Here is a 23401-nt window from a genome sequence, read left to right on the forward strand (position 1 = left end):
CTTCTTGACGCTCACTGTAGAAATCTTGGTGGAGATCAAATTTCTCTTTGCGGTTCCAGCGGGGCTCGGTACGCAAGTGGATTGCGCCGAACCGCGAAAAAATGGAATTCCTCTTCTGGCACCTCCCGGCGGAGGGCTGCAACCTTCATTCGATGTACGCCAACGGCAAGGCTGTCGTGTATTTCAGTTCCTCCATCGCGAAGCTGGAGCTGACGTCCGAGAGTTGTGTGTCGCTGATGAGGCGTTGATAGACCCGGTCATAGGCCGCGATGTCCGGCACCACGACGCGAAGCAGGTAGTCCACGTCGCCGCTCATCCGGTAGAACTCGACCACCTCGGGTATGACCTCGACGGCGGCCTTGAAGCGTTCGAACCAGGCCTTGGTATGCGTGCTGGTGCGCACCGAGACGAACACCGTCACGCCGACGTTGATGCTGTTGCGATCAACCAGCGAGACGTTCCTGGTGATGACCCCGGCCTCGCGCAGGCGCTGCACGCGCCGCCAGCAGGGGGTCTGGGACAGGCCGACCTCCTCGGCGAGTGCCGAGATGTGAATGTCGCAGTCCTGCTGCAGGCGTTCGAGGATCTTTCGGTCGATGGCGTCGAGCCTGGCTTTGGATGGATGAGTGATCTTGCTCATGGTGATGGAAGCGGATGCCCGTCGGTTTGGGGCACCGCGATACCTGCAACGATGTAACGGCGAAAAGCTGTCTGCCGGGTGCAAGGCCTGGAAGATAGCGCTCGCGCAGTGGGGCAGCGGCGTGCGGGGTGGCGAGCACCGGCGCGGGCCATGTCGGGAAGTGACGGGGCGCAAATCACGCGGTGTCGAGTGCTGCAACGCAGCCTTGCATCTCAAGCAACCCGCAGCTCAAGCCGCAGGTCCCTGAAACGGCACGTCCTCTTGGCTGGCCTACGGGCAGTCCCACCCGAACCGGATCACCCCACAATGCCGGCACACGAACTTGTAGAAGGCGTTGTCACCGGCGGGCTCGTAGTCGCGCGTGGCAGCGGCCCATTGCTTCACGGTCTTGCTGTAACGCTGCATCCAATCCTCCTTTGTGGCATCGCTCGCGTCTTCCACATCCTCTTGCGAGGCGTCGCCGTGGAACTCGCAGGCATCGTTGCAGTGCGCCAGCCATTGCTCTTGCTGCCAACAGGAGTAGCCGGGCGTGCGCAGGCTGACCTCGTCCACGATGTCGGCGGCCACGCCGGCCTGCGCGAGAGGCTGCGGGTCCGAGAAGCTCGCGCGCAGTTGGCTGGCCGCAGAACCGTCGGCGATGCACCAGGGGCACAGCTTCTCGTCCAGGTCAGTGGTGGCATAGACCGGTTGCACGTAGACGAAGTCGCGCGCCTGACCGCAGCAGGCACAGGTGATCTGTCGCGGTTCGATGGCGCCCGTGGCCAGCGGATCGGGGTGGTAGCGGAAGAGAGGCAGCGTCATGCCGCCACGCTAACAGAGCGGGGGCCTGTGCCCGTGCCGTGATCCAGGTGAGCGGCGGACATGGGCTTGGGTAACCTGCGTACCATTTCGTCGTGGCCGTGTGGCCGTGTGGCCGTGTGGCCGTGTGGCCGTGTGGCCGTGTGGCCGTGTGGCCGTGTGGCCGTGTGGCCGTGTCACGGTAGGCGCGTCGAGCGAGCCAGCGGTACGCTGTCTGGTCGAGCCTGAACCCATGTTCCCGGAGCACCCCGTCCATGAAGTGTCGACGCCGCCTTCTTGTTGGCCTGCTGGCCGTCCTGGGCCACGGTATCGCCGTCGCTCAGACGGCAGCGCCACGCCACGATGCCGCCTCGGCATTGCTGGTGGTCGACGCCCAGGTGGGGGTGCTTGCTTCCGTCTGGCAGGCCGAGCGGGTCACGGCCAATCTGCAGAAACTGGTGGCCAAGGCCAGGGCGGCCGGTGCTCCGGTGATCTGGGTGCAGCATGCCGACAACGAGCTGAAGTACGGCTCGGACCGCTGGCAACTGGCGCCGGGCTTCGTGCCGGCAGCTTCGGAGAGCGTCGTGCACAAGCAGTACAACTCGGCCTTTGCCAGGACGGACCTGGACGCGCGACTGAAGTCGCTCGGCGTGTCGCGCATCGTCCTGGCGGGCGCGGCGACCAACTGGTGCATCCGTGCCACCGCCTACGCGGCGGTGGACCGCGGCTACCAGCTGACGCTCGTGGGTGACGCGCATTCGACCGAGCCAATCCCGGTGCCAGGGGGCAAGGACATACCTGCCGAGGCCATCGTCACGGACCTGAACACCGTCTTCGAATGGCTCAGCGTTCCCGATGTGCGCACCGAAGTGCGCACGACAGCGGACGTGGCGTTCTAACCCGGCCCGGTGCCCTGTGGGCGTCAGCCTGCGGCGCGTTCGCGCAGGAAGTCTGCATAGGCCAGCGCGCTGCGCTTGAGTGTGCGCTTCTGCGTCTCGAAGTCGACGTGCACGAGACCGAAGCGGCGCTCGTAGCCGAAGGCCCATTCGAAGTTGTCCATTAGCGACCAGATGAAATAGCCTCGGACGTCCACGCCGTTGTGCATCGCCCGTGAGCAGGCCGCGAAATGGCGCTTGATGTAGGACTGGCGCTGCACGTCGTCCACCGTGCCGGCCTGCACCTCGTCCGCACTGGACATGCCGTTCTCGGTCACGTAAATCGGCGGTAGGTTGGCGTACTCGGCCTTGAGCGCCTCGAACAGGTCCTGCATGCCCTGCGGATAGACCTCCCAGTCCATTGTCGTGCGCTCCACGCCGTCGCGCCGCACCCAGTCCACCGTGTCGGGGCCGGTGGAGCGCAGCACGGCGCGGCTGTAGAAGTTGATGCCCAGGTAGTCGATGGGCCGGCGGATGATGTCCATGTCGCCGTCCAGCACGAGGGGCTCGCTGCCTTTCCAGTAGCGCCACAGCGCGGCCGGGTACTCGCCCTTGAGCAGCGGGTCCAGCGCCCAGCGGTTCTGGAAGGTCTCGAACAGGTAGGCCGCGTCGCGGTCGGCGGCGGTGTCGCTGTCCGCATAGCCGGGTGCCATGTTGACGACGATGCCGTGCTGCGCCTGCGGCGCGTTCGCGCGCAGCGCGGGCAGCGCCAGGCCATGGCCCAGCAGCAGGTGGTGCATGGCCTGGGCGGCCCAGCGCGTGGACTTCAGGCCGGGGGCATGGTGGCCGTCGCCATAGCCGAGGTAGGCCGCACACCATGGCTCGTTGTGCGTCGTCCAGGCGGCCACGTCGCCATGGCCGGCGAGCTGGCGGCTCATCAGGTCGGCGTAGTCTGCGAAGCGCCAGGCCGTCTCGCGGTTGAGCCAGCCGCCGCGGTCTTCCAGGTGCTGTGGCAGGTCCCAGTGGTAAAGCGTGACGAAGGCGCGGATGCCGCGCTGGCCCAGGCCGTCGAGCAGGCGCTTGTAGAAGTCGATGCCGCGGGCGTTCGGCCGGCCGGCCTCGTCCATGACGCGCGGCCAGGCGATGGAGAAGCGGTAGGCGTCCACGCCCAGCCGCTGGATGATGTCCAGGTCCTCCTCGAGGCGGTGGTAGTGGTCGCAGGCGACGTCGCCGGTCTCGCCGCGCAGCACCTTGCCAGGCGTCTTGCTGAAGCGGTCCCAGATGGATTCCAGCCGGCCATCGTCGTGGACGGCGCCTTCGATCTGGTAGGAGGATGTTCCGCAGCCGAACACGAAGTCGCTGCGGCGCATCGCCGAGTCGGCCGGCGGGGAGACGAGGTCGGCCAGCGAGGCCGGGGCGGGGGATGTCGAGCTCATCAGTGGGGTGTCTGGGAGGTGAGTGGTCGGCCGTCTCAGTGCAGGAAGGCCGCTCCGTGGCCGGCAGTGCTGGGGAAAACTTCTAGGCAACAATAATTGTTTAGTGAACAATCGGCAATCGGGGCATCCCTCATCGCCTGGCGGACGGCCTTCGCAGCATTACGGCGCCGCCCAGTAGGCGATGCCACAATCGCGGCGCTGTTGAGCGACTAAACAATGCTGGAGTGGAGGCCATGGCCGAGAAACGGGGAGTGACGATCCGGGAATTGGCCCAGGCTGCGGGGGTGTCCATCGGCACGGTGTCGCGCGCGCTGAAGGGGCAGCCCGGTTTGTCAGAGCAGACGCGCGGTCAGGTGCTCGAGGTGGCCCAGCAACTCGGCTATGACGTCGGCAAGCTGCGCACGGGCAAGCCGCGCCGCATGCTGTTCCTGTACAGCCGCCATGTCGGTTCGCTCGCGAACAATCCCTTCTATTCCTATGTGCTGCACGGCGCCGAGACGGTCTGCCGGGAGGCGGGCGTGCCGCTGAGCCTGCTGTCGGTGCAGTCGGGCGAAGACATCGCCGGGCAGGTGCGCCGCCACGAGGCCGACGCGCTGCTGGGGGCGGGCTACTTCGATCCCGAGGCGATGGAAGCCATCCGCCGCTGCGAACTGCCGCTGGTGCTGGTGGACCACTTCTACCCCGGCGTGCGCTGCGTCAACGACGACAACCAGCTGGGAGGCTGGCTCGCGACGCGCCACCTCATCGAGGGCGGTGCGCAGCGCGTGGCGGCCATCTTCGGCCCGCCGACGCACTACTCCGTGTCCCTGCGCGCCAAGGGCTTCCGCCGGGCGTTGTTCGAGGCCGGCCGGCTGTTCGATCCGGACTACGAGGTGACGCTGGACCCTGTCATGGACTACCGCGATGCCGGCCGCGAGGCGATGCGACAACTGTTGGCGCTGCCGCAGCGGCCGGATGCCTTGTTCGCCTACAACGACTCCACGGCGATTTTTGCCATCGAGGTCTGCCGCGAGCACGGCCTGCGCGTGCCGGAGGACATCCGTGTCATCGGCTACGACGACATCGAGGAAGCTGCCCACTTCAAGCCGCCGCTGTCCACCGTGAAGATGGACAAAGAGGCGCTGGGCATCGTCGCGGCGCGGGCGCTCATCGAAGGCGACACCGAGCCCAACGATGCGGCGCTGCCGGTCGAACTGGTCGTTCGCGACAGCTCCCGGGTTGCCGCCGCCGAGCCGGCGGCCGGCCGCAAGGGGCGGCGCGCGGCGGCGGCACTGGCGACCGAACGCGGTTGATGGGTCCTTGCCGCCCGCCGGGCGGGGATAGCGCCGGTCGCTAGGTGTTTCACCGCGTTCTATTGGTGCAGCGGTCGAACGAAAATCTGGCTGTTTACTAAAAAGTTGTCGTCATCAGCGACACAAGGAGACAGCCGTGCTTGCCGAAAGCGATGGGGCCGCCGTGCCCCTGACGCACCGCCCGAACGCCGCCCCGGCGGCGCAGACCGTGACGACGCCGGTGGCCGACCGTGTGCCACTGCCGCAAAAGATCGGCTTCGGCCTGGGGTCCTTCCTCGACATGTGGGGCCACTGGCTCTACCAGTCACTGGCCTTCCACGTGTTCAACGTGTTCCTTGGCGTGGCGCCCGGGCTGATCTCCATCGTGCTGTTCGCGAAGATCGCGGTGGACGCCGTGTCGGATGCGATGTTCGGCTGGCTGTCTGACAACGCGCGCTCGCGCTGGGGCCGTCGGCGGCCGTTCATCCTCGTCGGCGGCGTGCTGGCGGGCATCGGGCTGCCGCTGATGTTCGCCGTCGGCCGAGGCTGGAGCGACACCGAGTACTTCATCTTCATGCTGGTGTCGACCTGCCTCTATGTGCCGGCGATGAGCTGCTTCAACATGCCGTGGAACAGCCTCGGTACGGAGATGACGCCCGACTACCACGAGCGCACGCGGCTGATGTCGGTGAAGAACGCGATCCAGAAGCTGCCCGAGCTGGCGATGTTCGTCGCCGCACAGTTCACAACGCTGGCCTTCTTCAACGACGCGTCCGGAAAGCCCGACATCCTGCTGGGCGCACAGGTCTACACGAGCATCCTGGGCGGCATCATGGTGCTGGTGTCCGTCGCCATCTTCCTGCTGACGCGGGAGCGCTATTACGAGAGCGTCGTCGCGCGCAGCACGCAGCGCGTGCCGTTCAAGGACACGCTCTACCGCACGCTGAAGAATCGCCCCTTCCGCCAGATGCTCGGCACGATGCTGACCTACAACATGGCCACGTCCATGGTGGGCCTGCTGGGCTACTACGCGACGGTCTACTACGTCTGCGGCGGCAATGTCGTCGAGGCCACGAAGTGGAACTCGCTGATGGGCACGGCCGGCCTGGTGTGCGGCCTCTTGGGCATCAGCTTCGCCGGTGCCGTGGCCCGGCGCTGGGGCAAGCGCAACGCGTTGATGACGGTGCTGGTGTTGGGCATCGTCGCCTTCATCGGCGACTGGTTCTTCTACAACCCGCAGCTGCCCTGGCTGCAGCTGTTCGCCAGCGGTGGCGTGGCCTTCGTCGGCGCCGGGTTCTGGACGGTCTATGGCTCGGCGATGGCCGACGTCATCGACCATGACGAACTCGACAGCCACCAGCGCCGCGAGGGCTCCTTCGCCGCCTGCGGCTCGTGGATCAGCAAGGTGGGCCTGGCGCTGGGCAACGGCGCGTCCGGCTGGGTGTTGATGTTCACCGGGTTCGACGCCAAGCTGCCGGTGCAGGGCGAGCAGGCGCTGTTCCTGATCCGCGTGTTCCTGTCCGGCATTCCCATCGCCGGCCTGCTGGTGGCGCTCTACATCGTGTCGCGCTACTTCCTGACCGAGCAGCGCATGCACGAGATCCGCGCCGCACTCGAAGCCCGCCGTGGCGCCGTCTGACCGGCCGCCATCCTTCCCTCGAACGGAGTTCATCCATGACCTCGACCTGGCTGCGCCGTATGCTGCTGGTGCTGTCGTCTTGCGCCATCGCCTGCTCGGCGCAGGCGCAGACCGGCCACGAGACGCTCAAGCTCGACGCCCCCAAACCCAACCTCGCCCCCACGCCGCCGATGGGCTGGAACTCGTGGAACAAGTTTGCCTGCAACGTCAGCGAGCAGTTGATCCGCGAGCAGGCCGACGCGATGGCGGCTTCGGGCCTGAAGGCCGCCGGCTACACCTACCTCGTCATCGATGACTGCTGGCAGAAGAGCCGCGACGCCGACGGCAATATCCAGCCTGACCCGGAGCGCTTTCCGAGCGGCATGAAGGCGCTGGCCGACTACGTGCACGGCAAGGGGCTGAAGTTCGGCCTGTATTCCGATGCCGGCTCGCTGACCTGTGGCGGCCGCCCTGGCAGCGCGGGGCATGAATTCCAGGACGCCCGCCAGTACGCCAGATGGGGCGTGGACTGGCTCAAGTACGACTGGTGCTACACCGGTACCCGCAACCCCGAGGCGGCCTACACCCTGATGGCCAAGGCATTGCGCGAATCGGGCCGCGACATCGTGCTGTCCATCTGCGAGTGGGGCAACAGCAGGCCCGGCCGCTGGGCGCACCCGGTGGGCCACCTGTGGCGCACGACAGGCGACATCTGGGACGGCTGGAAGGGCAAGAAGGCCTACTCCCACGGCCTGCTCGACATCATCGACATGAACGCCGAGCTGTGGGCCGAGTCCGCGCCGAACGGCTGGAACGACCCCGACATGCTGGAGGTCGGTAACGGCGGCATGACGACCGCCGAGTACGAGAGCCACTTCTCCATCTGGGCCATGCTGGCCGCGCCGCTGATCGCCGGCAACGACCTGCGCCGCATGGATGCCGACACGCTGCGCATCCTGACCAATGCCGAGGTCATCAAGGTCGACCAGGATCCGCTGGGCCGCCAGGGCCGTCGCGTCTGGCGCCAGGGTGACCTGGAGGTGTGGGTGCGCACGCTGGCCGGCGGTGACCGCGCGGCCGTGTTGTTCAACCGTGGCGACAAGCCGGCGGACATCGCCGTCAGCTGGGCGCAGCTCGACCTGCCGGCGCGGCTGAAGGCCGACGTGCTGGACCTGTGGTCCAGCAAAAAGACGAAGGGCGCCACGGGCCGCCATGGGGGCACCGTGGCGCCGCATGGCGTGCTGATGTTCCGGATCTCGCCGGTCACCCCATGAGGTTTGTGGCCCGTCGGCCGGTCACACCCGCGTTCAGCGGGGCTTGACCGGCCGAGAGGCGAATCAATACCCCGCGGTGAAGCGGCCGCGGCGGTGCTGTGGCGCTTCCAGCTCGTTGACGATGGCCACCGCGAGGTCGGCCACGCTGATGCGGCTTTCGCCTTGGGCGTCGAACACGGGCGACTCCGTGCCCAGGCGGAACTGGCCAGTGCGCTCGCCCGGCACCAGCATGATCGCGGGCGACACGAAGGTCCAGTCCAGCGGCGTGGTGTCGGCGCGCAGGCGGTTCAGCACTTCGCGGGCGGCCAGCGCGCCCGACTTCCATTCGGCCGGGAAGTCCGGTGAGTCCACCAACTGCTGGCCGGGCGCGATGTAGAGGCTGCCCGCACCGCCGACGACGATGAGTCGCACGCCGGCGTCGCGCGCCGCATTGGCGATCAGCTCGCTGCCGCGCAGGAAGTCGTCATGCAGGTTGGGGTTGCCCCAGCCCGCGTTGAACGCGCTGACGACCGCGTCCACGCCAGCCAGCGCAGCGGCCAGGTCGCCGCCGTTCAGCACGTCCACGGCCCGGGCATCCAGACCGGGGCGGGGCGTCAGTTTGGCCGTGTCGCGCTGCAGCGCGCGCACCTGATGGCCGCGGCTCAGCAGTTCCTGCAGCAGCGGCTGGCCCACAAAGCCGGTGGCGCCGATCAGAGCGATGTTCATGAGGTTCTCCAGTCGATCAGTTGTCGATTGAGCAATTGTTCTTGCTTCACAATTGCTTGATAAGTCGCCGTCAACCTCTAGGACTGTTTAGAAAAACTTCATGCTTAACCAGCTCAAGCGCATGGCCGTGCTGGCCGCCGTGGTGCGCCACGGCAGCTTCGCCGCAGCGGCCCGCCAGTTGCGCACCAGCACGTCGGCCGTCAGCCAGCAGGTGAGCGCGCTGGAACGCGACATGGGCGTCACGCTGCTGCACCGCTCCACGCGCAAGCTTGGCCTGACGCCGGCCGGCGAACGCTTTCACGCCGGTTGTGCGGCCATGGTGGCGGCCGCCGAAGGGGCGCAGGCGCAGCTGCTGCAGCTGCGCGACGCACCCGAGGGCGAGCTGCGCATCGCGATGACGGTCGGCTTCGCCCGTCGTCTCGGCCCGGCGCTGGCCGCGTTGCTGGCGGCCCACCCGGGCCTGCGCCTGCACCTGCAGGTGGAGGACGGCTTCACCGACCTTGTCGCCCACCGCATCGACCTGGCCATCCGCTTTGGCCGCCTGCCCGATAGCACCTGGGTGGCGCAGCGCATCGGCACGCTGCACACCAGCCTGTACGCGTCGCCCGCCTATCTTGCGCAGCGCGGCGTGCCTGCCACGCCGGATGCGCTGCGGCAGGCCGACTGGCTGATGCTGCAGGACGGCCCGGACCAGCCACGCCGCCTGCCCGGCACCGAGCTGACCGTGCAGCCGCGCTACACCAGCAACAACCAGCTGACCTTGCAGCAGCTTTGCGAGGCCGGCCTGGGCGTGGCCGCGCTGGGCGACGAGGACGTGGCCGAGTCCGTCGCCCGCGGGCACCTGCTGCGGCTGCACACCGACTTGGCGCTGCCCGACCTGCCCGTCTGGGCGCTGGCGCTGCAGCGTGCCGACGGCAACCCCGGCCAGCCGGCCAAGGTGCGCCATGCCATCGCCGCGCTGAAGGCGCATCTTCAGGATGGGGGCGCAGCATGAAGGGCACGTTGACGCAATGGGACGACGCCAAGGGCTATGGCTTCATCGCGCCCGACGGCGGCGGCGCTCGCGTGTTCGTGCACATCCAGGCCTTCGGCCTGCGCCCGCACCGACCCTATGTCGGCGAACGGCTGGCCTACCGCGAGGGGCACGATGCTCAGGGCAAGCGGCGCGCGTTCGACGTCAAGGCGCTCGGCGCGCCGCCGACCCCCGCGGGCCCCCGCCGCGGAGACGGCCAGCGGGTGCTACTGGTGATCCCGGCGTTCGCCGCGCTGGTGCTCGGCTGCCATCTCGTCTGGGGTCTGCCGAACTGGCTGTGGGGCTTGTACTCGTCCCTCAGCACCGCCACTTTCATCGTCTACGCGCTGGACAAGCGGGCCGCCGTCAAGGGCGGTGACCGGGTGCCCGAGGCCACGCTGCATGCGCTGGCTGCAGCAGGCGGCTGGCCGGGGGCGCTGCTGGCCCAGCAGTTGCTGCGGCACAAGAGTGCCAAGCCGCGATTCCGCCGCATCTACGGGCTGACGGTGCTGTTCAACCTGGCTGTGTTCGCGCTGGTGTTCACACCGCTGTCAGGCGCCTGGCGCTGAGCCGCAACCAGCCCGTGCCAGCAGCGCTTCCAGCGCGCTGAGCTCGACAGGCTTGGTCAGGTGTACGTCGAAGCCCACTGCCAGGCTCTTGCGCCGGTCTTCATTGGACCCCCAGCCGGTCAGCGCGACGAGCAGGGCCTGCGCCGTGCCGGGCTCGCTGCGCAGGCGGCGCGCCACCTCGTAGCCGTTCATGCCGGGCAGGCCGATGTCGCATAGCACGATCTGCGGCCGGAAGTCCGCCACCATGCGCAGCGCCTGCTCGCCGTCGTGGGCCACGTGCGTCTGCTGCCCCAGCATGTCCAGCAGCGCCTGTAGCGCTTCGGCGCCGTCCACGTTGTCGTCGATCACCAGCACACGGCAGCCGCCCTTCTGCACTGACGCCATGGCCGGTGCAGGGGCAGCTACGAGCGGCACCGGCGCTGCCGCGCCTGCGAGCGGCAGCCGCAGCGTGAAGCAGGAGCCCTGGCCCAGCCCGCTGCTTGCGGCCTGGACGACGCCGCCATGCAGCTCCACCAGCCGCTTCACCAGCGACAGTCCGATGCCCAGGCCACCCTGGGCCTGCAGCCGCGCGTCCTCGGCCTGCACGAACAGCTCGAAGATGCGCTCCAGCATGTCCGGCGCCAGGCCCATGCCGCTGTCGCGGATCTCGATGACTGCCTCGTCCGGCAGCGCGCAGGCACTGACGGTGATGTGGCCGCCGGCCGGCGTGTACTTGCTGGCGTTGTTCAACAGGTTGCCCACCACCTGCGCGAGCCGCGTCAAGTCGCCGTGTACCCACATCGGCGCGTCAGGCAGGGCCACCTGCATTTGCTGGTCGGCCGCCTCGATGAGCGGCCTTGCCAGCTCGGCCGCCTGCTCCACCACCTCGGCCAGGTCCAGCGTTTGGCAACGCAGCTCGATCTTGCCGCTGCTGATGCGCGACACGTCGAGCAGGTCGTCCACCAGGCGCACCAGGTGGCGCAGCTGGCGGTCCATGACGGCCAGCGCGCGCTCGCTGCGCCCGGTGTCCAGCCGGCCGCTGCGCAGTCCCTCCAGCGCGCTGCGCATCGGCGCCAGTGGGTTGCGCAGCTCATGCGCCAGCGTGGCGAGGAACTCGTCCTTCTGGCGGTCGGCTTGGCGCAGCGCCTGGTCGGCCCACTTGCGCTCGGTGATGTCCACGCACGCGCCCGTCATGTAGGCGGGCCGGCCGGCGGCGTCGAGGAAGGTGCGGCCGCGGTCGTAGAGCCAGTGTTCACGGCCGTCGGGCCAGACGACCCGAAATTCCATCGCGAAGTCGGCGCCGTGCTCGCGGCAGCGGTCGCAGCGTTCAACGACGCCGGCCCGGTCGTCCGGATGCACGCGTGCCAGAAAGGCCGCGAAGTCATGCACGCTCTCGCCGGGGCGCAGGCCGAACAGGCGATCCAGCGCCTCGTCCCAGTCCAGCCGGTTCGTCTGTATGTCCCAGCGGAAGGTGCCGGTCTGGCTCGCCTGCAGCGCATCCTGCAGCGCCTGCTCCGCCCGCTTGCGGGCCTGGATGTCCTCCACGATGGAGATGTAGTACAGCGGCTGGCCCGCGGCATCGCGGCGGGCCGAGACGGTCAGGTTGATCCACGTCTCCTGGCCGTCCTTGCGCAGGTAGCGCTTCTCCATCGAGTAGGTGTCCAGCTCGCCGCGCGCCAGCCGCCGGGCCTGCTCCAGATCGGCCGCGAGGTCGTCGGGATGCGTGATGTCCTGGAACGTCATGGCCAGCAACTCATCGCGCCGGTAACCGGTGATGTCGCAGAGCCGGTCATTCAGCGACAGCCAGCGGCCGTCCAGCCCCACATGCGCGATGCCGACCGCGGCGTTGTCGAATGTCGCTCGGAAGTCCTGTTCACTTCGCCGCAGCGCCTGCTCTGCGGCCTTTCGGTCGGTGATCTCGGTCACCCAGGCGCCCACCGCCGTCACGTGGCCAGCGTCGTCGCGCACCGGATAGAAACCGGTCAGCCAGTTGCGGGTCACGCCGGGCTGCAGCGGCGTCTCGCCCGTCACTTCCAGGTTCGTTACGCCCTCGCCATCGCAGAACACGGCGTCGATCACCGGGACCACGGCGGTCGCATTGGCTGGTAGCAGGTCTTCGATGCGCTGGCCGATGTGCGCCTGAATCGGCAAGCCGTTGATGGCGGCCAGCGCCTCGTTGATGCTGACGTAGCGGTGCTCGCGGTCAAACAGGGCCACGCCGAGCGGCGCGCTCGTCAACAAGGCCATCAGTTCCGCGTGCTGGTCGCGGGCCGGGATGCTCGGCGTGGAGCTCATGTCGTCGTGGGCGCCGGGCGCCGGCCAAGGGTGACGCAGTGTAGTGCCGGCCCGTCGGCCCCAACGGTGCCGTCGAGCGCAGGAGCGGCTGTGCCGACTGGGGTCAGCGGCCGAAGCTGAACGTACCCAGCCCGTCGATCTGCAGCGAGCCCTGCGGGGCATCGGCGGCGTGCAGGCCGCCCCAGGCGCCGGTCGTCACGACGGTGCCCGCCTTCACCGTGCGGCCGTCGCGCGTCGCATGACGCAGCCACGCAGGCAGCACGCCGGCGGGGTCACCGAGCGAATGGCCGCCCTGGCGCACCAGCACCGGCGCGCCGGCCAGCGACAGGCGCCACGGCAGCCGCGCCCAATCCAGTGCGCGCCACGGCTGCCAGGGCCCCAGCCACAGGCCGGCATTCGACTGGTGATCGGCCATGCGCAACAGCGCTGGCGCGTCCAGCCCCTCGGTCCAGCGAGACGCGACCAGCTCGACGGCGATGCACATCGCGTCGATGACATCGCTCAGTGGACCGAGCGCCTCGGCGGGCGTCACGTCGCGGCCCACGCGCAGCGCCACCTCCGCTTCCACGCCCAGCAGGCGGCCGTCGGCGAGCGGGTTAACCGGCGAATGGCTGAAAGGCCCCTGAGGACTGGCGCCGCCCGACTTCCAGCGGTCCAGCCGCCAGCCGAGCGCCGCGGCCACGCCCTCCTGCACGGCATAGGCATCGGCCTCATTGCCAACGGTGTCGGCCCAGTCGGCCGACCGCAGCGGCGTGCCGTGACGGTGGGCGTCGGCGAGGGCGGTGACTAGGGCTTGCAGCGTGGGCGCAGGCATCGTTGGTGGCGGCAAGAGTCGATCACGCCGCCAGTGTCGCCGACGGTACCGCTAGGCGGCCGCCGCTTCCGGCGGCAGTGCGACGACGGCGGCCGTCTCATGCGTGCCGGCTGACGCCATCGTCCGCGTGCCCGACGGCTCCTCCACGCGCACGCCATGGCCGACCGGCATGCCGAGCATGGGTATGCCGTCTGCGGTCCAGTCGAAGCGCTGGGCGCGCACGCTGCGCTGGGACCAGCCGCCGCCCGAGCTGTCGATGGCGTGGTAGACGATCCAGTCTTCCGTGCCGTCTGGCGATTTGACGAAGCTGTTGTGGCCGGGGCCGAAGACGCGCTGCTCGGGCCGCGCCGCGAACACCGGCGTCGGACTCTTGTGCCACGCCGCGGCCGACAGGATATCGCCGCCCTGGTAGTGCAGCAGGCCCACGGCGTAGTGGTCCGTCCAGCTCGCGCTGGCCGAGTAGGTGATGAACAGGCCGCTGTCGCCGTACAGCACGGCCGGGCCTTCCAGCAGCGATGCGCCCTGGCATTCCCACGGCAGGTCGGGCGCGGCGATCTCGTGCCGCTCGCCGACGATTGTGCAAGGGTCGCTCATCTCCGCGATGTAGAGCACCTGCGGGAAGCCATCGTCCTCGTTGCGCCAGCCGGACCAGACGAAATACAGCCCGCCCTCGCTCTCCACGGCAATGCCGTCGATGGCCCAGCGGTTCGTGGCGTCGGTGAGCTGGCCCCTGAAGACGTATTCGCCCTGAGGGTCGTCGGTCACGGCTTCGAGCGCGTACATGCGGTGGTTGCGGTTGTCGCCGTCGCTCGCCGCGAAATAGATGTACCAGCGGCCGCGCACGAACTGCAGCTCCGGGGCCCAGATCTCGCAGCTCCACGGCGTGCCGACCTCGGGCTCGAAGACGTTGACCATCTCGGCGCGACCGATGTCCTGCAGCCGTTCGGCCCGTGCCACGCCGAGGAAGCGATCGCCGACGCTGCGACAGTAGTAGTAATGCCCGTTCACGTGCACGACGGATGGGTCAGCCGAACCGGCCGGCACCGCGGCGGCGACGATAGGGTTCGTGAAGTGACCCGGCGATGCATGGCCGGCGCGCTGGGCGGCCTTGTCAGCGGCTGTCTGCCGGCGGCGCGAGGAGGGATGGAGTTTGGCGTGCATGGCGAGCGACGGATCTGATTCCCAAGGCCACCAGCATCGGCGCAACGCCGTCGGCCGGGCGTTGAGAATTGCGCACTCTCCGGCCGCCCACACGCCGGTTTACCGACCGCCGGGCGCCGGCGGGATTCCTTCACGCCCGCCATGACATTGCCGGACTCGCCCGACCACCGGCCGTCTCCGGGGCGGTCCCAGGAGCCCCACTTAAGATGGTCGCTGTTCACACCTGGCACGCCGGTGGAGCGAGACCCAGGCGCACGGCGCAATCGACAGCATTTCGTGGAAGCAGCATGGCACTGAAGTTAGGCTTGGTGGGCATCGGCAAGATTGCCCGCGATCAACACATCCCGGCGCTGTCGGGCGACCCGCGTTTCGAGCTGGTGGCCTGCGCCAGCCGCAATGCGCGGGTGGACGGCGTCGCGAACTTTCCCGACGTGGCCACGATGCTGGCTGAGGTGCCGGCGCTGGACGCCATTTCCATCTGCACGCCCCCGCAGGCGCATTTCGATGCCGCGCTGGCCGCGCTGCGCGCCGGCAAGCACGTCATGCTGGAAAAGCCCCCGGCCGCGACGACGCGGCAGATCGGGCTGCTGCAGGCCGAGGCCGCGCGCCATGGCCGCACGCTGTTCCAGACCTGGCACTCTCGGTTTGCCGGGGGTGTGGACGCCGCGCGCGACTGGCTCAAGGGCCGCACGCTGACTGGCGGCACGATCACGTGGAAGGAAGACGTGCACCACTGGCACCCGGGCCAGCAGTGGATCTTCGATGCGGGCGGCCTCGGCGTGTTCGACCCGGGCATCAATGCGCTGTCGGTGCTGACCGAGGTGCTGGCCGAGGAGGCTGTCGTCCACAAGGCTGTGCTGGAGTTCCCCGAGAACCAGCAGGCGCCCATCGCCGCGCAGCTGGACCTGCGCACCGAGTCCGGCGTGCGCATCGATGCTGACTTCGACTTCCGCCAGAAGGGCGAGCAGACCTGGGACGTCGAACTGGTCACGACGACTGGCCGGCTGCGCCTGTCGCATGGCGGTGGCGCGCTGGAGATCGACGGCCAGCCGGTGGCCGCCGACGACGCGCTGGCAGGCGAATACCCGCGCCTTTACGCCCGCTTCGCGGAGCTCTGCGCGGCAGGCCGCTCGGAGGTCGACTGGCGCCCGTTCCAGCTCGTGGCCGACGCCTTCCTGATCGGCGAGCGGCGCACGGTGGCCGCTCATCACGTCTGAACGGCAGCCGCCGCGCCCAGGGTGATTCATGGGTGACGTGACCCAGCTCATCGAGCAGGCCCGCGCGGGCGACCGCGGGGCGCTCGACCGCATCTTCGGTCTGCTGTACCCGGAGCTGCGCGGCATCGCGCATCGCCGTCTCGCGCCGCATGAACGCAACGTTCTGCTCGATACGACGGCGCTCGTCAACGAGTGCTACCTGCGCTTCGTGCAGCGCGAGGGTCTGCGGCCCGAAGACCGGGCGCACTTTCTCGCCTACGCGGCGGCGGTCATGCGCTCCATCATCGTCGACGCGGCGCGGCAGTCGCTCGCCGAGCGCCGTGGCGGCGATGTGCAGCACCAGCCGCTGGACACGGCGGCGGCCGACTCGCTGGCTGCGCCGGCCGAGGAAATCATGGACGTTGACAGTGCGCTGCAGCAACTCGCCAAGCTGGACGCGCGGCTCGCGCAGGTCGTGGAGATGCGCTACTTCGGCGGCATGAAGGATGCCGAGATCGCCGAGGCGTTGTCGTTGTCGACCCGCAGCGTGCAGCGCGCGTGGGACAAGGCACGGCTGCTGCTGGCGCACACGCTGCGCGGCTGATCAACCGCTTGCGGCGCTGAGCCGTCGCGCCAGCGCCAGCCGCGGGCTTTGCGCATGCTGCGTCTGCAGACCGGGCAGCACGGCTCGCGCGATCGCCGCCGCTTCGGCGGCACGCCCGAGCAGCGCCAGCGCCTGGGCCCGTCGCAGCTCGACGTCGGCCCGTTCCGCCGCGGACGGGTAGGGCGGCTCCTCCAACCGGGCCAAGTGGTCCAGCGCCTGGCCGGCGCCGCGGGAATCGCCCGCTCGGGCCGCGGCGAGCGCGACGACCGACAGCGCGGCCCGGTAGCCCAGGCTGTGGCGGCCTTGCGCGGCGTCGATCATGTCGGCGAGCGCCTGCGCTGCGGCGCGAGCGGCGTCGGCGGCGCCGGCGGCCAGCTGCGCCTCGGCGATGACCTGCTCCATGCGCAGCCGTGTGCGCTTGGGGATGTGCCCGTCGGGCCAGTGCTTGAGCAGCGCCTCCATCAGCGGCAACATCCGCGTCGCGCGCCCGTCCTGCGTGCTGGCCTGGGTGGCATGGACGATCAACACCTGGTTGTTGCGCAGTACCGAGGGGGACTTCAGCATCGCCTCGTCCGGCAGCGCGATGGCCTGGGAGGCGGCCACGTTGCCGGCCAGCCACGCCGCTTCGAACTCCCGCGCCTGCAGCAGCGCGTCCGATGGCGCCGGCAGCCCCCCCGGCCGCTGGCCGAGCGCCTGGCGTTCGGCGGCAATCAGCTGGGCCGCGCGCGCCGGGTCGAGCCGCGCCGTGGCCGCCATGCTGCGCCCGAAGGCGCGCACCGCGCTGCGGCTGTCGCGCCCATAGGCACGACGGTAGCCGGCGAGGGACTCATTCAGCGCTTCCTCGGCCTCCGTGAGGCGCCCGTTGGCCAGCAGCGCGTCACCCAGCTGCCATTGCAGCTGGCCCACCGTGTCGTCGTCGGCCAAGCCGTTGGCCCTCAGCTCGAAGCGGGCCTGCTGCAGCAGCTCAAGCGCCTTCGCATCGTCGAAGGACAGGTAGTACATGCCGAGCGGGATCAGCGACTCGTAGCGCAGGTGCTGGTCGGCGCCGTGCTGCGTGGCGAGCCGGTCGGCGCGGGTCAGCACGGTGAGTGCCTCGTCGCGGCGGCCCCTGTTGGTCAACAGGTCGCCCAGGTCCGCCGCGATCGTCATGCGCCTGAGCTCGGTTTCGCTGTCGTGCGCGTCGGCGGCCCAGTCCAGGCCGGCGCGGCGCATGGCCTCGCTGTCATCCAGCCGCCCCAGCTGGAACAGCGTGCGGCCGAGCGAGGCATAGGTGTTGATGACCTGCGACGGCGGCGCGTCGTGGGCCTTCAGATGCGCCAGGTACTGTTCGCCGATCGTGAGGGACTCGGCGAAGCGCTGGTCGTAGTTCAACTGCACCATGACCGCTTCGAGCTGCGCGCCGCGGTCGTCGGGGCGCTCAGCAAGGTGCGGCGCCATCTCATTGAGCTTGTCCACCAGCACCGAGGTCACGGCGCCCGGGCGGGTCAGCGCCTGCGGCTCCTCGGCGGCCAGCACCGACAGGCGCGACAGCGTCTCGATGTACAGGTCCTGCGTCGCGCGCTGGCGCCGCACTTCGGCAGAGGCGCGCTGCTCTTGCAGGCGCGCCACATGCGCCTGCCACAGCGATACGCCGCTGCCCGCCAGCACGGTCAGCGTCAGTGCAACGCCCAGGCCCACTGCCAGCCGGTGCCGGCCGACGAACTTGGCGAGCCGGTAGCCCGCGCCGTCGGGCCGCGCCAGCACCGGCTCGCCGCGCAGGTGGCGCTGCAGGTCGTCGGCGAAGGCGTCGACGCCGGCATAGCGCCCGGCCACGGCCTTCTTCAGCGCGCGGGCGAGGATGGCGTCGAGGTCGCCGCGCAAGGCCTTCTTCAGCGCCGGATCCGTCGCAGCGTCGCTGGCGCGCGGCGGCTCGGCCCGCATGATGGCCTCCTCGAGCTCGGCTGCCGTGCCGCGGCTCAGCCGGTAGGGCTTGGCTTCGGTGAGCAGTTCGAAGGCCAGCACGCCCAGGCTGTATACGTCACTGGCCGTGCCCAGCGGCTCGCCGCGGATCTGCTCGGGGCTGGCGTAGTTAGGCGTCAGCGCGCGGCCGGCGAACTCCGTCACCGCGGTCGCACCGGCCTGCTCACCGTCAATCAGCTTGGCCAGGCCGAAGTCCAGCAGCGTGACGCAGCCGTCGGCATCCACCAGCACGTTGCCCGGCTTCAGGTCCCGGTGCACAACCAGCCGTGCATGCGCATGCGCGACGGCCGCCATCGCCTGCAGCAGTAGGCCGATGCGCGCGACGGCCGGCAGCCGGTGGCGCCGGCAGTAGGCGTCGATGGGTTCGCCCTCCACGTACTGCATCGCGATGAATGGGCGGCCCTGGGCATCGACGCCGGCGTCGTAGAGCCGGGCGATGTGCTCATGTTCCAGGCCGGCCAGGATCTCGCGCTCGCGCGCCAGCCGCTCGGCCAGCCCCTGGCCCCAGGCCAGCCGCGGCAGCTTCAGCGCCACGTGCCGCGCGGCAAGCCCGTCATGGCGCTCTGCCAGCCATACCAGGCCCATGCCGCCGCGGCCCAGTTCGCGGATCAGCCGGTACGGGCCCACGAGCTCTCCCGCGCGCGGCTCCGCTCCGGCAAGTAGGGCGGCCGGCGGCCGCAGCGGCGGCAGCGTGTGCAGAAAATCGTCGGTTTCCAGGCGAGCCTGCGTGGCCAGCAGCGCCCGAAGCGTCTCACGGTGCAGGGCCGCTTCGCCGCTCAGCGTCGCCAGCCAGTCGTCCCGCGCGCGCGGGGCCAGCGCCAGCGCCTCGTCGAGCAGCCCGTCGACGGCGGACCATTGCTCGGCAATGCGGGACAGCGGCGTCATCGTGGCGGCGAGTTTAGGCGGGGCAGGGCGGCACGGACGCTCTGCGGGCGCAGCGTCATCAGTGCCGTGACGGCCACTGCCGCGGCCAGCGCCGTCAGCACGCCGCTGCCCGGCGCCAGCAGCACGAACACCGTGCCGAAGGCAGCCTTGCCGAACAGGCCGCGCACGTAGCCGCGTAGGAATTCGGTGGAGGCCTGGTGACCCGCGCCGGCATGCTCGGCCATGGCCAGCGGCCCGCTCACCAGCGGCAGCGACGCGAGCAGCCCGGTGGCCAGCGGCCCCAGCACCGGGGCCAGCAGCGTGACGAGCACCGTCAGCATGGCGGCGATGCAGGCCGCGCCGATGCCCGGCAGCACCTGCCGGCCCGACCGCAGGGCGCCCGCCGCAGCCGGCGCAGGCGTCGGAAGCGCGGCCCGGGCCGCGAGCGTCACGCTGACGGCCAGCACCAGCGCGGCGGTCAGGCTGTCGGCGGCCTGCAACGCCGGCAGGGCGGCGAGCGCCGCGGCACCGGCACCGCAGGCGAGGGCCCCGGCAGCGCGCAGGCTGCGTGACGCGTGCACATAGGCCAGCGCGAAGACCGCCAGCGCGGCGCAGGAGGCCACGCTGCCGATGGCGGCATGGACCGCGAAGCCCGTGCCCTGCTCCAGCGCCGTCCAGGCCAGCGTGGGCGCCGTGATGGTGGGCAGGCCGGCCAGCAGTCCACCCAGGCGCCGTCCGCCCATGTGCAGGGCCGCCGTCACCAGCAGCATCCCCGCCATCGTCAGGGCCAGCTTCTCCCACAGCATCGCCACCTCACCGGGGGGCCGAACGCGGCCCCATACCGGCAGGTACGCAGTGGCGGGCGGTATCACGACACGCGCGGCAGCCGGTGTGATCCCCAAGTCAGGGGGGCGTCGCATGGCGGAACCAGCCCACCGGATGCGTACAGCTGATCAGAACCGTTCTTGTCCCGACTCCCCCTAAAGGTTGGCCCATGGCTGTACTTCACCGACATCCCTCCTGCCTCGCCGTGGCTGCGGCGCTGGCGGCCTCGCTCGCCGCCCCGGCCCACGCCGGCAGCCTCGACACCTACGCCGGCGGCGTGGGAGGAATCGCCCGAGGCTCCGTCGATTCCGGTTGCTACACCAGCGGCACGCCGGACGCGCTGAAGCCCTTCTTCAGCGGCGGTAGTTTTCCCGCCGGCGGTATTGCCGCCTGCGGCCTGACCGGCGGGCTGGACCAGGACAGCGGCAGCTCGGGCCGTGTCGCCAGCACCTACGCGGTCGGTCCCGTGAAGCTGGGCATCCCCGAGGGGCATGCCGCCGTGTATTCGGGTCAGGCCGATGCTTTCGCCCGATATGGCTGGGTGGGGGTGTCGGCGGCAGGCCAATTCGCCGGCGGCGTGGCCAACGGCGGACCCGGCACCTACGACTCGATGGTGGCCGCGGCCAAGTTCACCGACACGCTGACGGCCACCAGCGCCAGCGTCGCCCAGGGCAGCAAGGGCTACGTGCGCTATGCCTTCGAGCTCAGCGGCTCGGCCAGTGCGCCGGGTGCACTGGCACCTTACTTCACCGGCAGCACCGTGCTAGACCTGCTCTACATGAACTCCTACCAGCCGGTGAAGTACGGCTGGAGCGCACAGCTCACCCGTGGGTCAACGGGCTTCTTTTCCTATCGCCTGGTGCCTGATGGCTGGACCACGACGCCCGGCATGCTCAGCGGCAGCAGCACGTTCTACAGCGAGGACCTGCCCATTGTCTGGGGCCAGTCCTGGGACCTGACCGTCGGCCTCGTCGCCTCGGCGTACGGCGACGTGACGTCCAACTTCATGAGCGGCGCGCGGTTGGTTGGCGTGCAGCTGTTCGACAGCCAGCACCAGGCGGTGGGGGATTCCCGCCTGCTGTCCGCTTCCGGCACCGACTACCTCGCGCCCGTGCCCGAGGCCGCCAGCGGCTGGATGATGCTGGCCGGCCTGGGCGGGCTGCTGGCCGCCTCCCGCCGCCGGTCGTCGTGCGCGGCGTGACCCGCGCGGCCGGCCTGGTGCTGGCCGGCAGCCTTGGCGCGGCCCAAGCTCAAGCTGCGCCGCTGCTGCGCTGCGAGCTCGTGCAGGGGGGCAGTCGCACGACGGTGGAGGCGCGGCCCGTGGCCGACCCGTACACGGTGGCGCGGGTGCCGCTGGGCCGCTTCGGCTTCCGCGCGATGTGGGTGGACGATGGCACGCAACCGGCCTACATCCGCCTCGCCACCTATGCCGGGGACGCGCTGGTTCACCAGGCCACGGTCCAGGTGCCCGCAGCCGGTTCGACGCTGCCGGCCGATGGCCTGCAGCGCGTCTACGCGCCGGGCCTCGGCCAGGAGCTGAGCTACCGCTGCGAGGTGCGGGACGATGCCGTCACGCGCACGTCGAGCCCGCCGGCGCGCGACGTGAGCCTGGCCTTCGTAGGCGACGTGTTACTGGACGACACGCCGGGCCGCGTCATCCGCGAGGGTCGCGACCCCTTCGAGCCGTTCGCACCGTGGCTGGCGCTCGCCGACGTGCGCGTGGCCAACCTGGAGTGCGTCGTGGCCACCGGCGGGCGTGCCGAGCCGGTCAAGCCGTTCACGTTCCGTGCGCATCCGCGTGTGCTGCCGGTGCTGGCCCGGCATGTCGACGTCGTGGGCCTGGCCAACAATCACTCGGGCGACTTCGGCCCCGACGCCTTCGCCGAGATGCTGGACCGCCTGCGCCGCCAGGGCCTGCGTCATTTCGGCGGCGGTAGCACGCTGGCCCAGGCGCACGCGCCGCTTATCGTCGAGCGCGGTGGCCTGCGCATCGCGCTGCTGGGCTACAACGAGTTCATGCCGCGTCATTTCGAGGCCGACGTGGACCGCCCCGGCATTGCCTGGAGCGAGGACGAGCAGGTGTGGCTGGACATCCAGCGCGCCCGCCGCGTGGCGGACGTGGTGATCCCCGTCATGCACTGGGGTCAGGAGCACGAGCCGCTGGCCAATGACCGGCAGCGATCGCTGGCGCGCCACATGATCGACGCGGGCGCCGACGCCGTCGTCGGCGGCCATCCGCATTTAACGCAGGATGTGGAGGTCTACCGCGGCCGGCCCATCGTCTACAGCCTTGGAAACTTCGTCTTCGACGGTTTCAAGGACGATGACAACAACACTGCCTGGCTGCTGCAGCTGGACGTCGACGCGCAAGGGGTGAAGGGCTTCCATGTCGTGTCCGGCCACATCGACCGCGAAGGTGTGCCGCATCCGCGGCCGACGCAGGAGGCCCCGTGCTGGCAGCGCGGGCAGGTGCAGCCGTCGATGTGCCGGCCGGCGGCGCTGCTGCAAGCTGCACGGGCGCCGGACTAGCAAGTTCGCTTCGCCAGCCCGCTCATGTCGCGCGTCGGATGCCGGCCACCTCGGCCGGTCGCAGCCCCAACGAGCGCAGGAAGGCCGCGTGCTGCGCCGGTGCCGACGCCTCGAAGGCGGCGTGCCAGCGGCGCATGTCGTCGTCGCTGAACCCGGCCCGGCGCAGCAGCGCCACCCAGGCGGCCTTGCCTCGCGCCTGGCGACGGGCGTGGAACTCGGGCATGGCCAACAGGCGCGCCAGGCCCTGCTGCTGCTCGCGCAGCCGGTCCACCTCCTCGCCGAGGGACAGCAGCCGTTGCTCGAGCAGCCCTGCAGGCCCGTCGGCGGGTGGGCCCGCGAGCAGGTCCCGGATCGCGTGCAGCGACAACCCGGCCTCGCGGTAGCGGCGGATGGCTTGAAGCCGCTGGACTTCAGCTTCGCCATAGAGCCTGTAGCCGGCCTCACTGCGGTCACGCGGCTGCAGCAGGCCCAGCGATTCGTAGTGCAGCAGCGAAGAGCGCGCCAGCCGCGTCGCGCGGGCAAGCCGGCCGAGGGTGAGGAGGGGCTTCATGCGGGCAGGGGCAGCCGGTCGGGCGGCTGGAACTGCCGCCGCGCCTCGGCACTGGCCAGCAGTGTCGGCGAATAGTGCCGCGCCAGCAGCCCGGCTGCATCGCGGACGAGGTCAGCGTTGCGGTGCTGGAACCCGGCCCAGTCCAACGTCGCCTGGGTCGCGCCGCGGCCGGCCATCAGCCGAACCAGGGCTTCCGTCAGCGTGCGGTTGAACTTGTCGCGGGCGCCGTGGTGGCGGGCAAACCGGTCGATGTCGGTGCAGGTGCGCTCGATGGCTTCCGGCAGCGTCGTGCGGCGCAGGTGCAGCCAGGCGAGCCACAGGTGCTGCAGGTGGCCGAAGTCCGCGGGTGGCAGGTCGCAGCGCGTGATGGCGCTCAAGAAAGCTTCGTCATCGTTCGGGCTCATGGCATCTCCGAGGCGGAAAGCCGTGAGCATCAACCTGACGGCGG

Annotated in this window: 21 protein-coding genes; 10 read left to right on the plus strand and 11 right to left on the minus strand. The window is 69.9% G+C overall.

All coding sequences use genetic code 11. From position 1 onward, the window contains the following. Nucleotides 1-145: 145 nt before the first annotated feature. Complete coding sequence (locus tag LXT13_RS19875) at nucleotides 146-640, minus strand: Lrp/AsnC family transcriptional regulator (protein ID WP_233373711.1); 495 nt, start codon at nucleotides 638-640, stop codon at nucleotides 146-148. A 270-nt stretch (nucleotides 641-910) separates the two neighbouring features. Then, complete coding sequence (locus tag LXT13_RS19880) at nucleotides 911-1441, minus strand: CbrC family protein (protein ID WP_233373712.1); 531 nt, start codon at nucleotides 1439-1441, stop codon at nucleotides 911-913. A 251-nt stretch (nucleotides 1442-1692) separates the two neighbouring features. On the opposite strand from LXT13_RS19880, the gene LXT13_RS19885 reads away from it, so the two are divergent. Beyond that, nucleotides 1693-2316, plus strand: a complete 624-nt coding sequence (locus tag LXT13_RS19885; protein ID WP_233373713.1) for a cysteine hydrolase family protein — start codon at nucleotides 1693-1695, stop codon at nucleotides 2314-2316. A 23-nt stretch (nucleotides 2317-2339) separates the two neighbouring features. Here the strand turns inward: LXT13_RS19885 and LXT13_RS19890 are convergent, their stop codons facing one another. Beyond that, a complete protein-coding gene (locus tag LXT13_RS19890; protein ID WP_233373714.1) occupies nucleotides 2340-3728 on the minus strand; it encodes a GH1 family beta-glucosidase in 1389 nt (462 codons plus the stop codon). 233 nt (nucleotides 3729-3961) lie between these two features. Between LXT13_RS19890 and LXT13_RS19895 the strand changes: the two genes are divergently transcribed. The 3 genes from LXT13_RS19895 to LXT13_RS19905 all read left to right on the plus strand — a co-directional run bounded on the left by LXT13_RS19895 (nucleotide 3962) and on the right by LXT13_RS19905 (nucleotide 7891). Next, nucleotides 3962-5020, plus strand: coding sequence for a LacI family DNA-binding transcriptional regulator (locus LXT13_RS19895; protein WP_233373715.1), 1059 nt, complete (start codon nucleotides 3962-3964; stop codon nucleotides 5018-5020). Between the two features lie 136 nt (nucleotides 5021-5156). After that, on the plus strand, nucleotides 5157-6638 hold the full coding sequence (locus LXT13_RS19900) for an MFS transporter (protein WP_233373716.1): 1482 nt from the start codon (nucleotides 5157-5159) through the stop codon (nucleotides 6636-6638). A 35-nt stretch (nucleotides 6639-6673) separates the two neighbouring features. Continuing rightward, nucleotides 6674-7891, plus strand: coding sequence for a glycoside hydrolase family 27 protein (locus LXT13_RS19905; protein ID WP_233373717.1), 1218 nt, complete (start codon nucleotides 6674-6676; stop codon nucleotides 7889-7891). 63 nt (nucleotides 7892-7954) lie between these two features. Here the strand turns inward: LXT13_RS19905 and LXT13_RS19910 are convergent, their stop codons facing one another. Beyond that, on the minus strand, nucleotides 7955-8596 hold the full coding sequence (locus LXT13_RS19910) for an NAD(P)-dependent oxidoreductase (protein WP_233373718.1): 642 nt from the start codon (nucleotides 8594-8596) through the stop codon (nucleotides 7955-7957). A gap of 100 nt (nucleotides 8597-8696) precedes the next feature. Between LXT13_RS19910 and LXT13_RS19915 the strand changes: the two genes are divergently transcribed. Further along, a complete protein-coding gene (locus tag LXT13_RS19915; RefSeq protein WP_233373721.1) occupies nucleotides 8697-9590 on the plus strand; it encodes a LysR family transcriptional regulator in 894 nt (297 codons plus the stop codon). After that, nucleotides 9587-10177: a DUF1294 domain-containing protein gene (locus LXT13_RS19920; protein ID WP_233373722.1), complete on the plus strand. Its 591-nt coding sequence runs from the start codon at nucleotides 9587-9589 to the stop codon at nucleotides 10175-10177. The genes LXT13_RS19915 and LXT13_RS19920 overlap by 4 nt, the downstream gene beginning before the upstream one ends. On the opposite strand, the gene LXT13_RS19925 is transcribed toward LXT13_RS19920, so the two are convergent. The 3 genes from LXT13_RS19925 to LXT13_RS19935 form a co-directional block, all read right to left on the minus strand. After that, nucleotides 10160-12451 carry a hybrid sensor histidine kinase/response regulator gene (locus tag LXT13_RS19925; RefSeq protein ID WP_233373724.1) on the minus strand — a complete coding sequence of 764 codons (2292 nt, stop codon included), beginning with the start codon at nucleotides 12449-12451 and terminating at the stop codon, nucleotides 10160-10162. The two genes, LXT13_RS19920 and LXT13_RS19925, sit on opposite strands and share 18 nt — an antisense overlap. A gap of 103 nt (nucleotides 12452-12554) precedes the next feature. After that, nucleotides 12555-13265, minus strand: coding sequence for a fumarylacetoacetate hydrolase family protein (locus LXT13_RS19930; RefSeq protein WP_233373730.1), 711 nt, complete (start codon nucleotides 13263-13265; stop codon nucleotides 12555-12557). Nucleotides 13266-13316: 51 nt separating this feature from the next. Then, nucleotides 13317-14426: a glycoside hydrolase family 43 protein gene (locus LXT13_RS19935; RefSeq protein ID WP_233373734.1), complete on the minus strand. Its 1110-nt coding sequence runs from the start codon at nucleotides 14424-14426 to the stop codon at nucleotides 13317-13319. A gap of 287 nt (nucleotides 14427-14713) precedes the next feature. Between LXT13_RS19935 and LXT13_RS19940 the strand changes: the two genes are divergently transcribed. Both LXT13_RS19940 and LXT13_RS19945 read left to right on the plus strand, forming a co-directional pair. After that, nucleotides 14714-15643 carry a Gfo/Idh/MocA family protein gene (locus LXT13_RS19940; protein WP_233373751.1) on the plus strand — a complete coding sequence of 310 codons (930 nt, stop codon included), beginning with the start codon at nucleotides 14714-14716 and terminating at the stop codon, nucleotides 15641-15643. A gap of 28 nt (nucleotides 15644-15671) precedes the next feature. Further along, on the plus strand, nucleotides 15672-16226 hold the full coding sequence (locus LXT13_RS19945; RefSeq protein WP_233373754.1) for an ECF-type sigma factor: 555 nt from the start codon (nucleotides 15672-15674) through the stop codon (nucleotides 16224-16226). Here LXT13_RS19945 and LXT13_RS19950 read toward each other — a convergent pair whose 3' ends face one another. Both LXT13_RS19950 and LXT13_RS19955 read right to left on the minus strand, forming a co-directional pair. Beyond that, complete coding sequence (locus LXT13_RS19950) at nucleotides 16227-19070, minus strand: serine/threonine-protein kinase (RefSeq protein ID WP_233373756.1); 2844 nt, start codon at nucleotides 19068-19070, stop codon at nucleotides 16227-16229. After that, nucleotides 19067-19969 (minus strand): hypothetical protein, encoded by a 903-nt coding sequence (locus LXT13_RS19955; RefSeq protein WP_233373760.1) that lies wholly within the window; start codon nucleotides 19967-19969, stop codon nucleotides 19067-19069. The genes LXT13_RS19950 and LXT13_RS19955 overlap by 4 nt, the downstream gene beginning before the upstream one ends. Before the next feature lie 74 nt (nucleotides 19970-20043). On the opposite strand from LXT13_RS19955, the gene LXT13_RS19960 reads away from it, so the two are divergent. Together LXT13_RS19960 and LXT13_RS19965 are read left to right on the plus strand one after the other, a co-directional pair. Next, a complete protein-coding gene (locus LXT13_RS19960) occupies nucleotides 20044-21075 on the plus strand; it encodes a PEP-CTERM sorting domain-containing protein (protein WP_233373766.1) in 1032 nt (343 codons plus the stop codon). Beyond that, nucleotides 21063-22403, plus strand: a complete 1341-nt coding sequence (locus LXT13_RS19965) for a CapA family protein (RefSeq protein WP_233373768.1) — start codon at nucleotides 21063-21065, stop codon at nucleotides 22401-22403. Before LXT13_RS19960 ends, LXT13_RS19965 begins: the two co-directional genes overlap by 13 nt. A 22-nt stretch (nucleotides 22404-22425) precedes the next feature. Here LXT13_RS19965 and LXT13_RS19970 read toward each other — a convergent pair whose 3' ends face one another. Continuing rightward, the gene (locus tag LXT13_RS19970; RefSeq protein ID WP_233373775.1) at nucleotides 22426-22953 is read right to left on the minus strand and encodes a MerR family transcriptional regulator; all 528 of its coding nucleotides are present in this window, start codon (nucleotides 22951-22953) and stop codon (nucleotides 22426-22428) included. Next, complete coding sequence (locus LXT13_RS19975) at nucleotides 22950-23357, minus strand: hypothetical protein (protein ID WP_233373777.1); 408 nt, start codon at nucleotides 23355-23357, stop codon at nucleotides 22950-22952. Before LXT13_RS19975 ends, LXT13_RS19970 begins: the two co-directional genes overlap by 4 nt. Nucleotides 23358-23401: the final 44 nt, after the last annotated feature.

Origin of the sequence: Pelomonas cellulosilytica (assembly GCF_021353265.1) — a bacterium.
GTDB lineage: Bacteria > Pseudomonadota > Gammaproteobacteria > Burkholderiales > Burkholderiaceae_C > Pelomonas > Pelomonas cellulosilytica.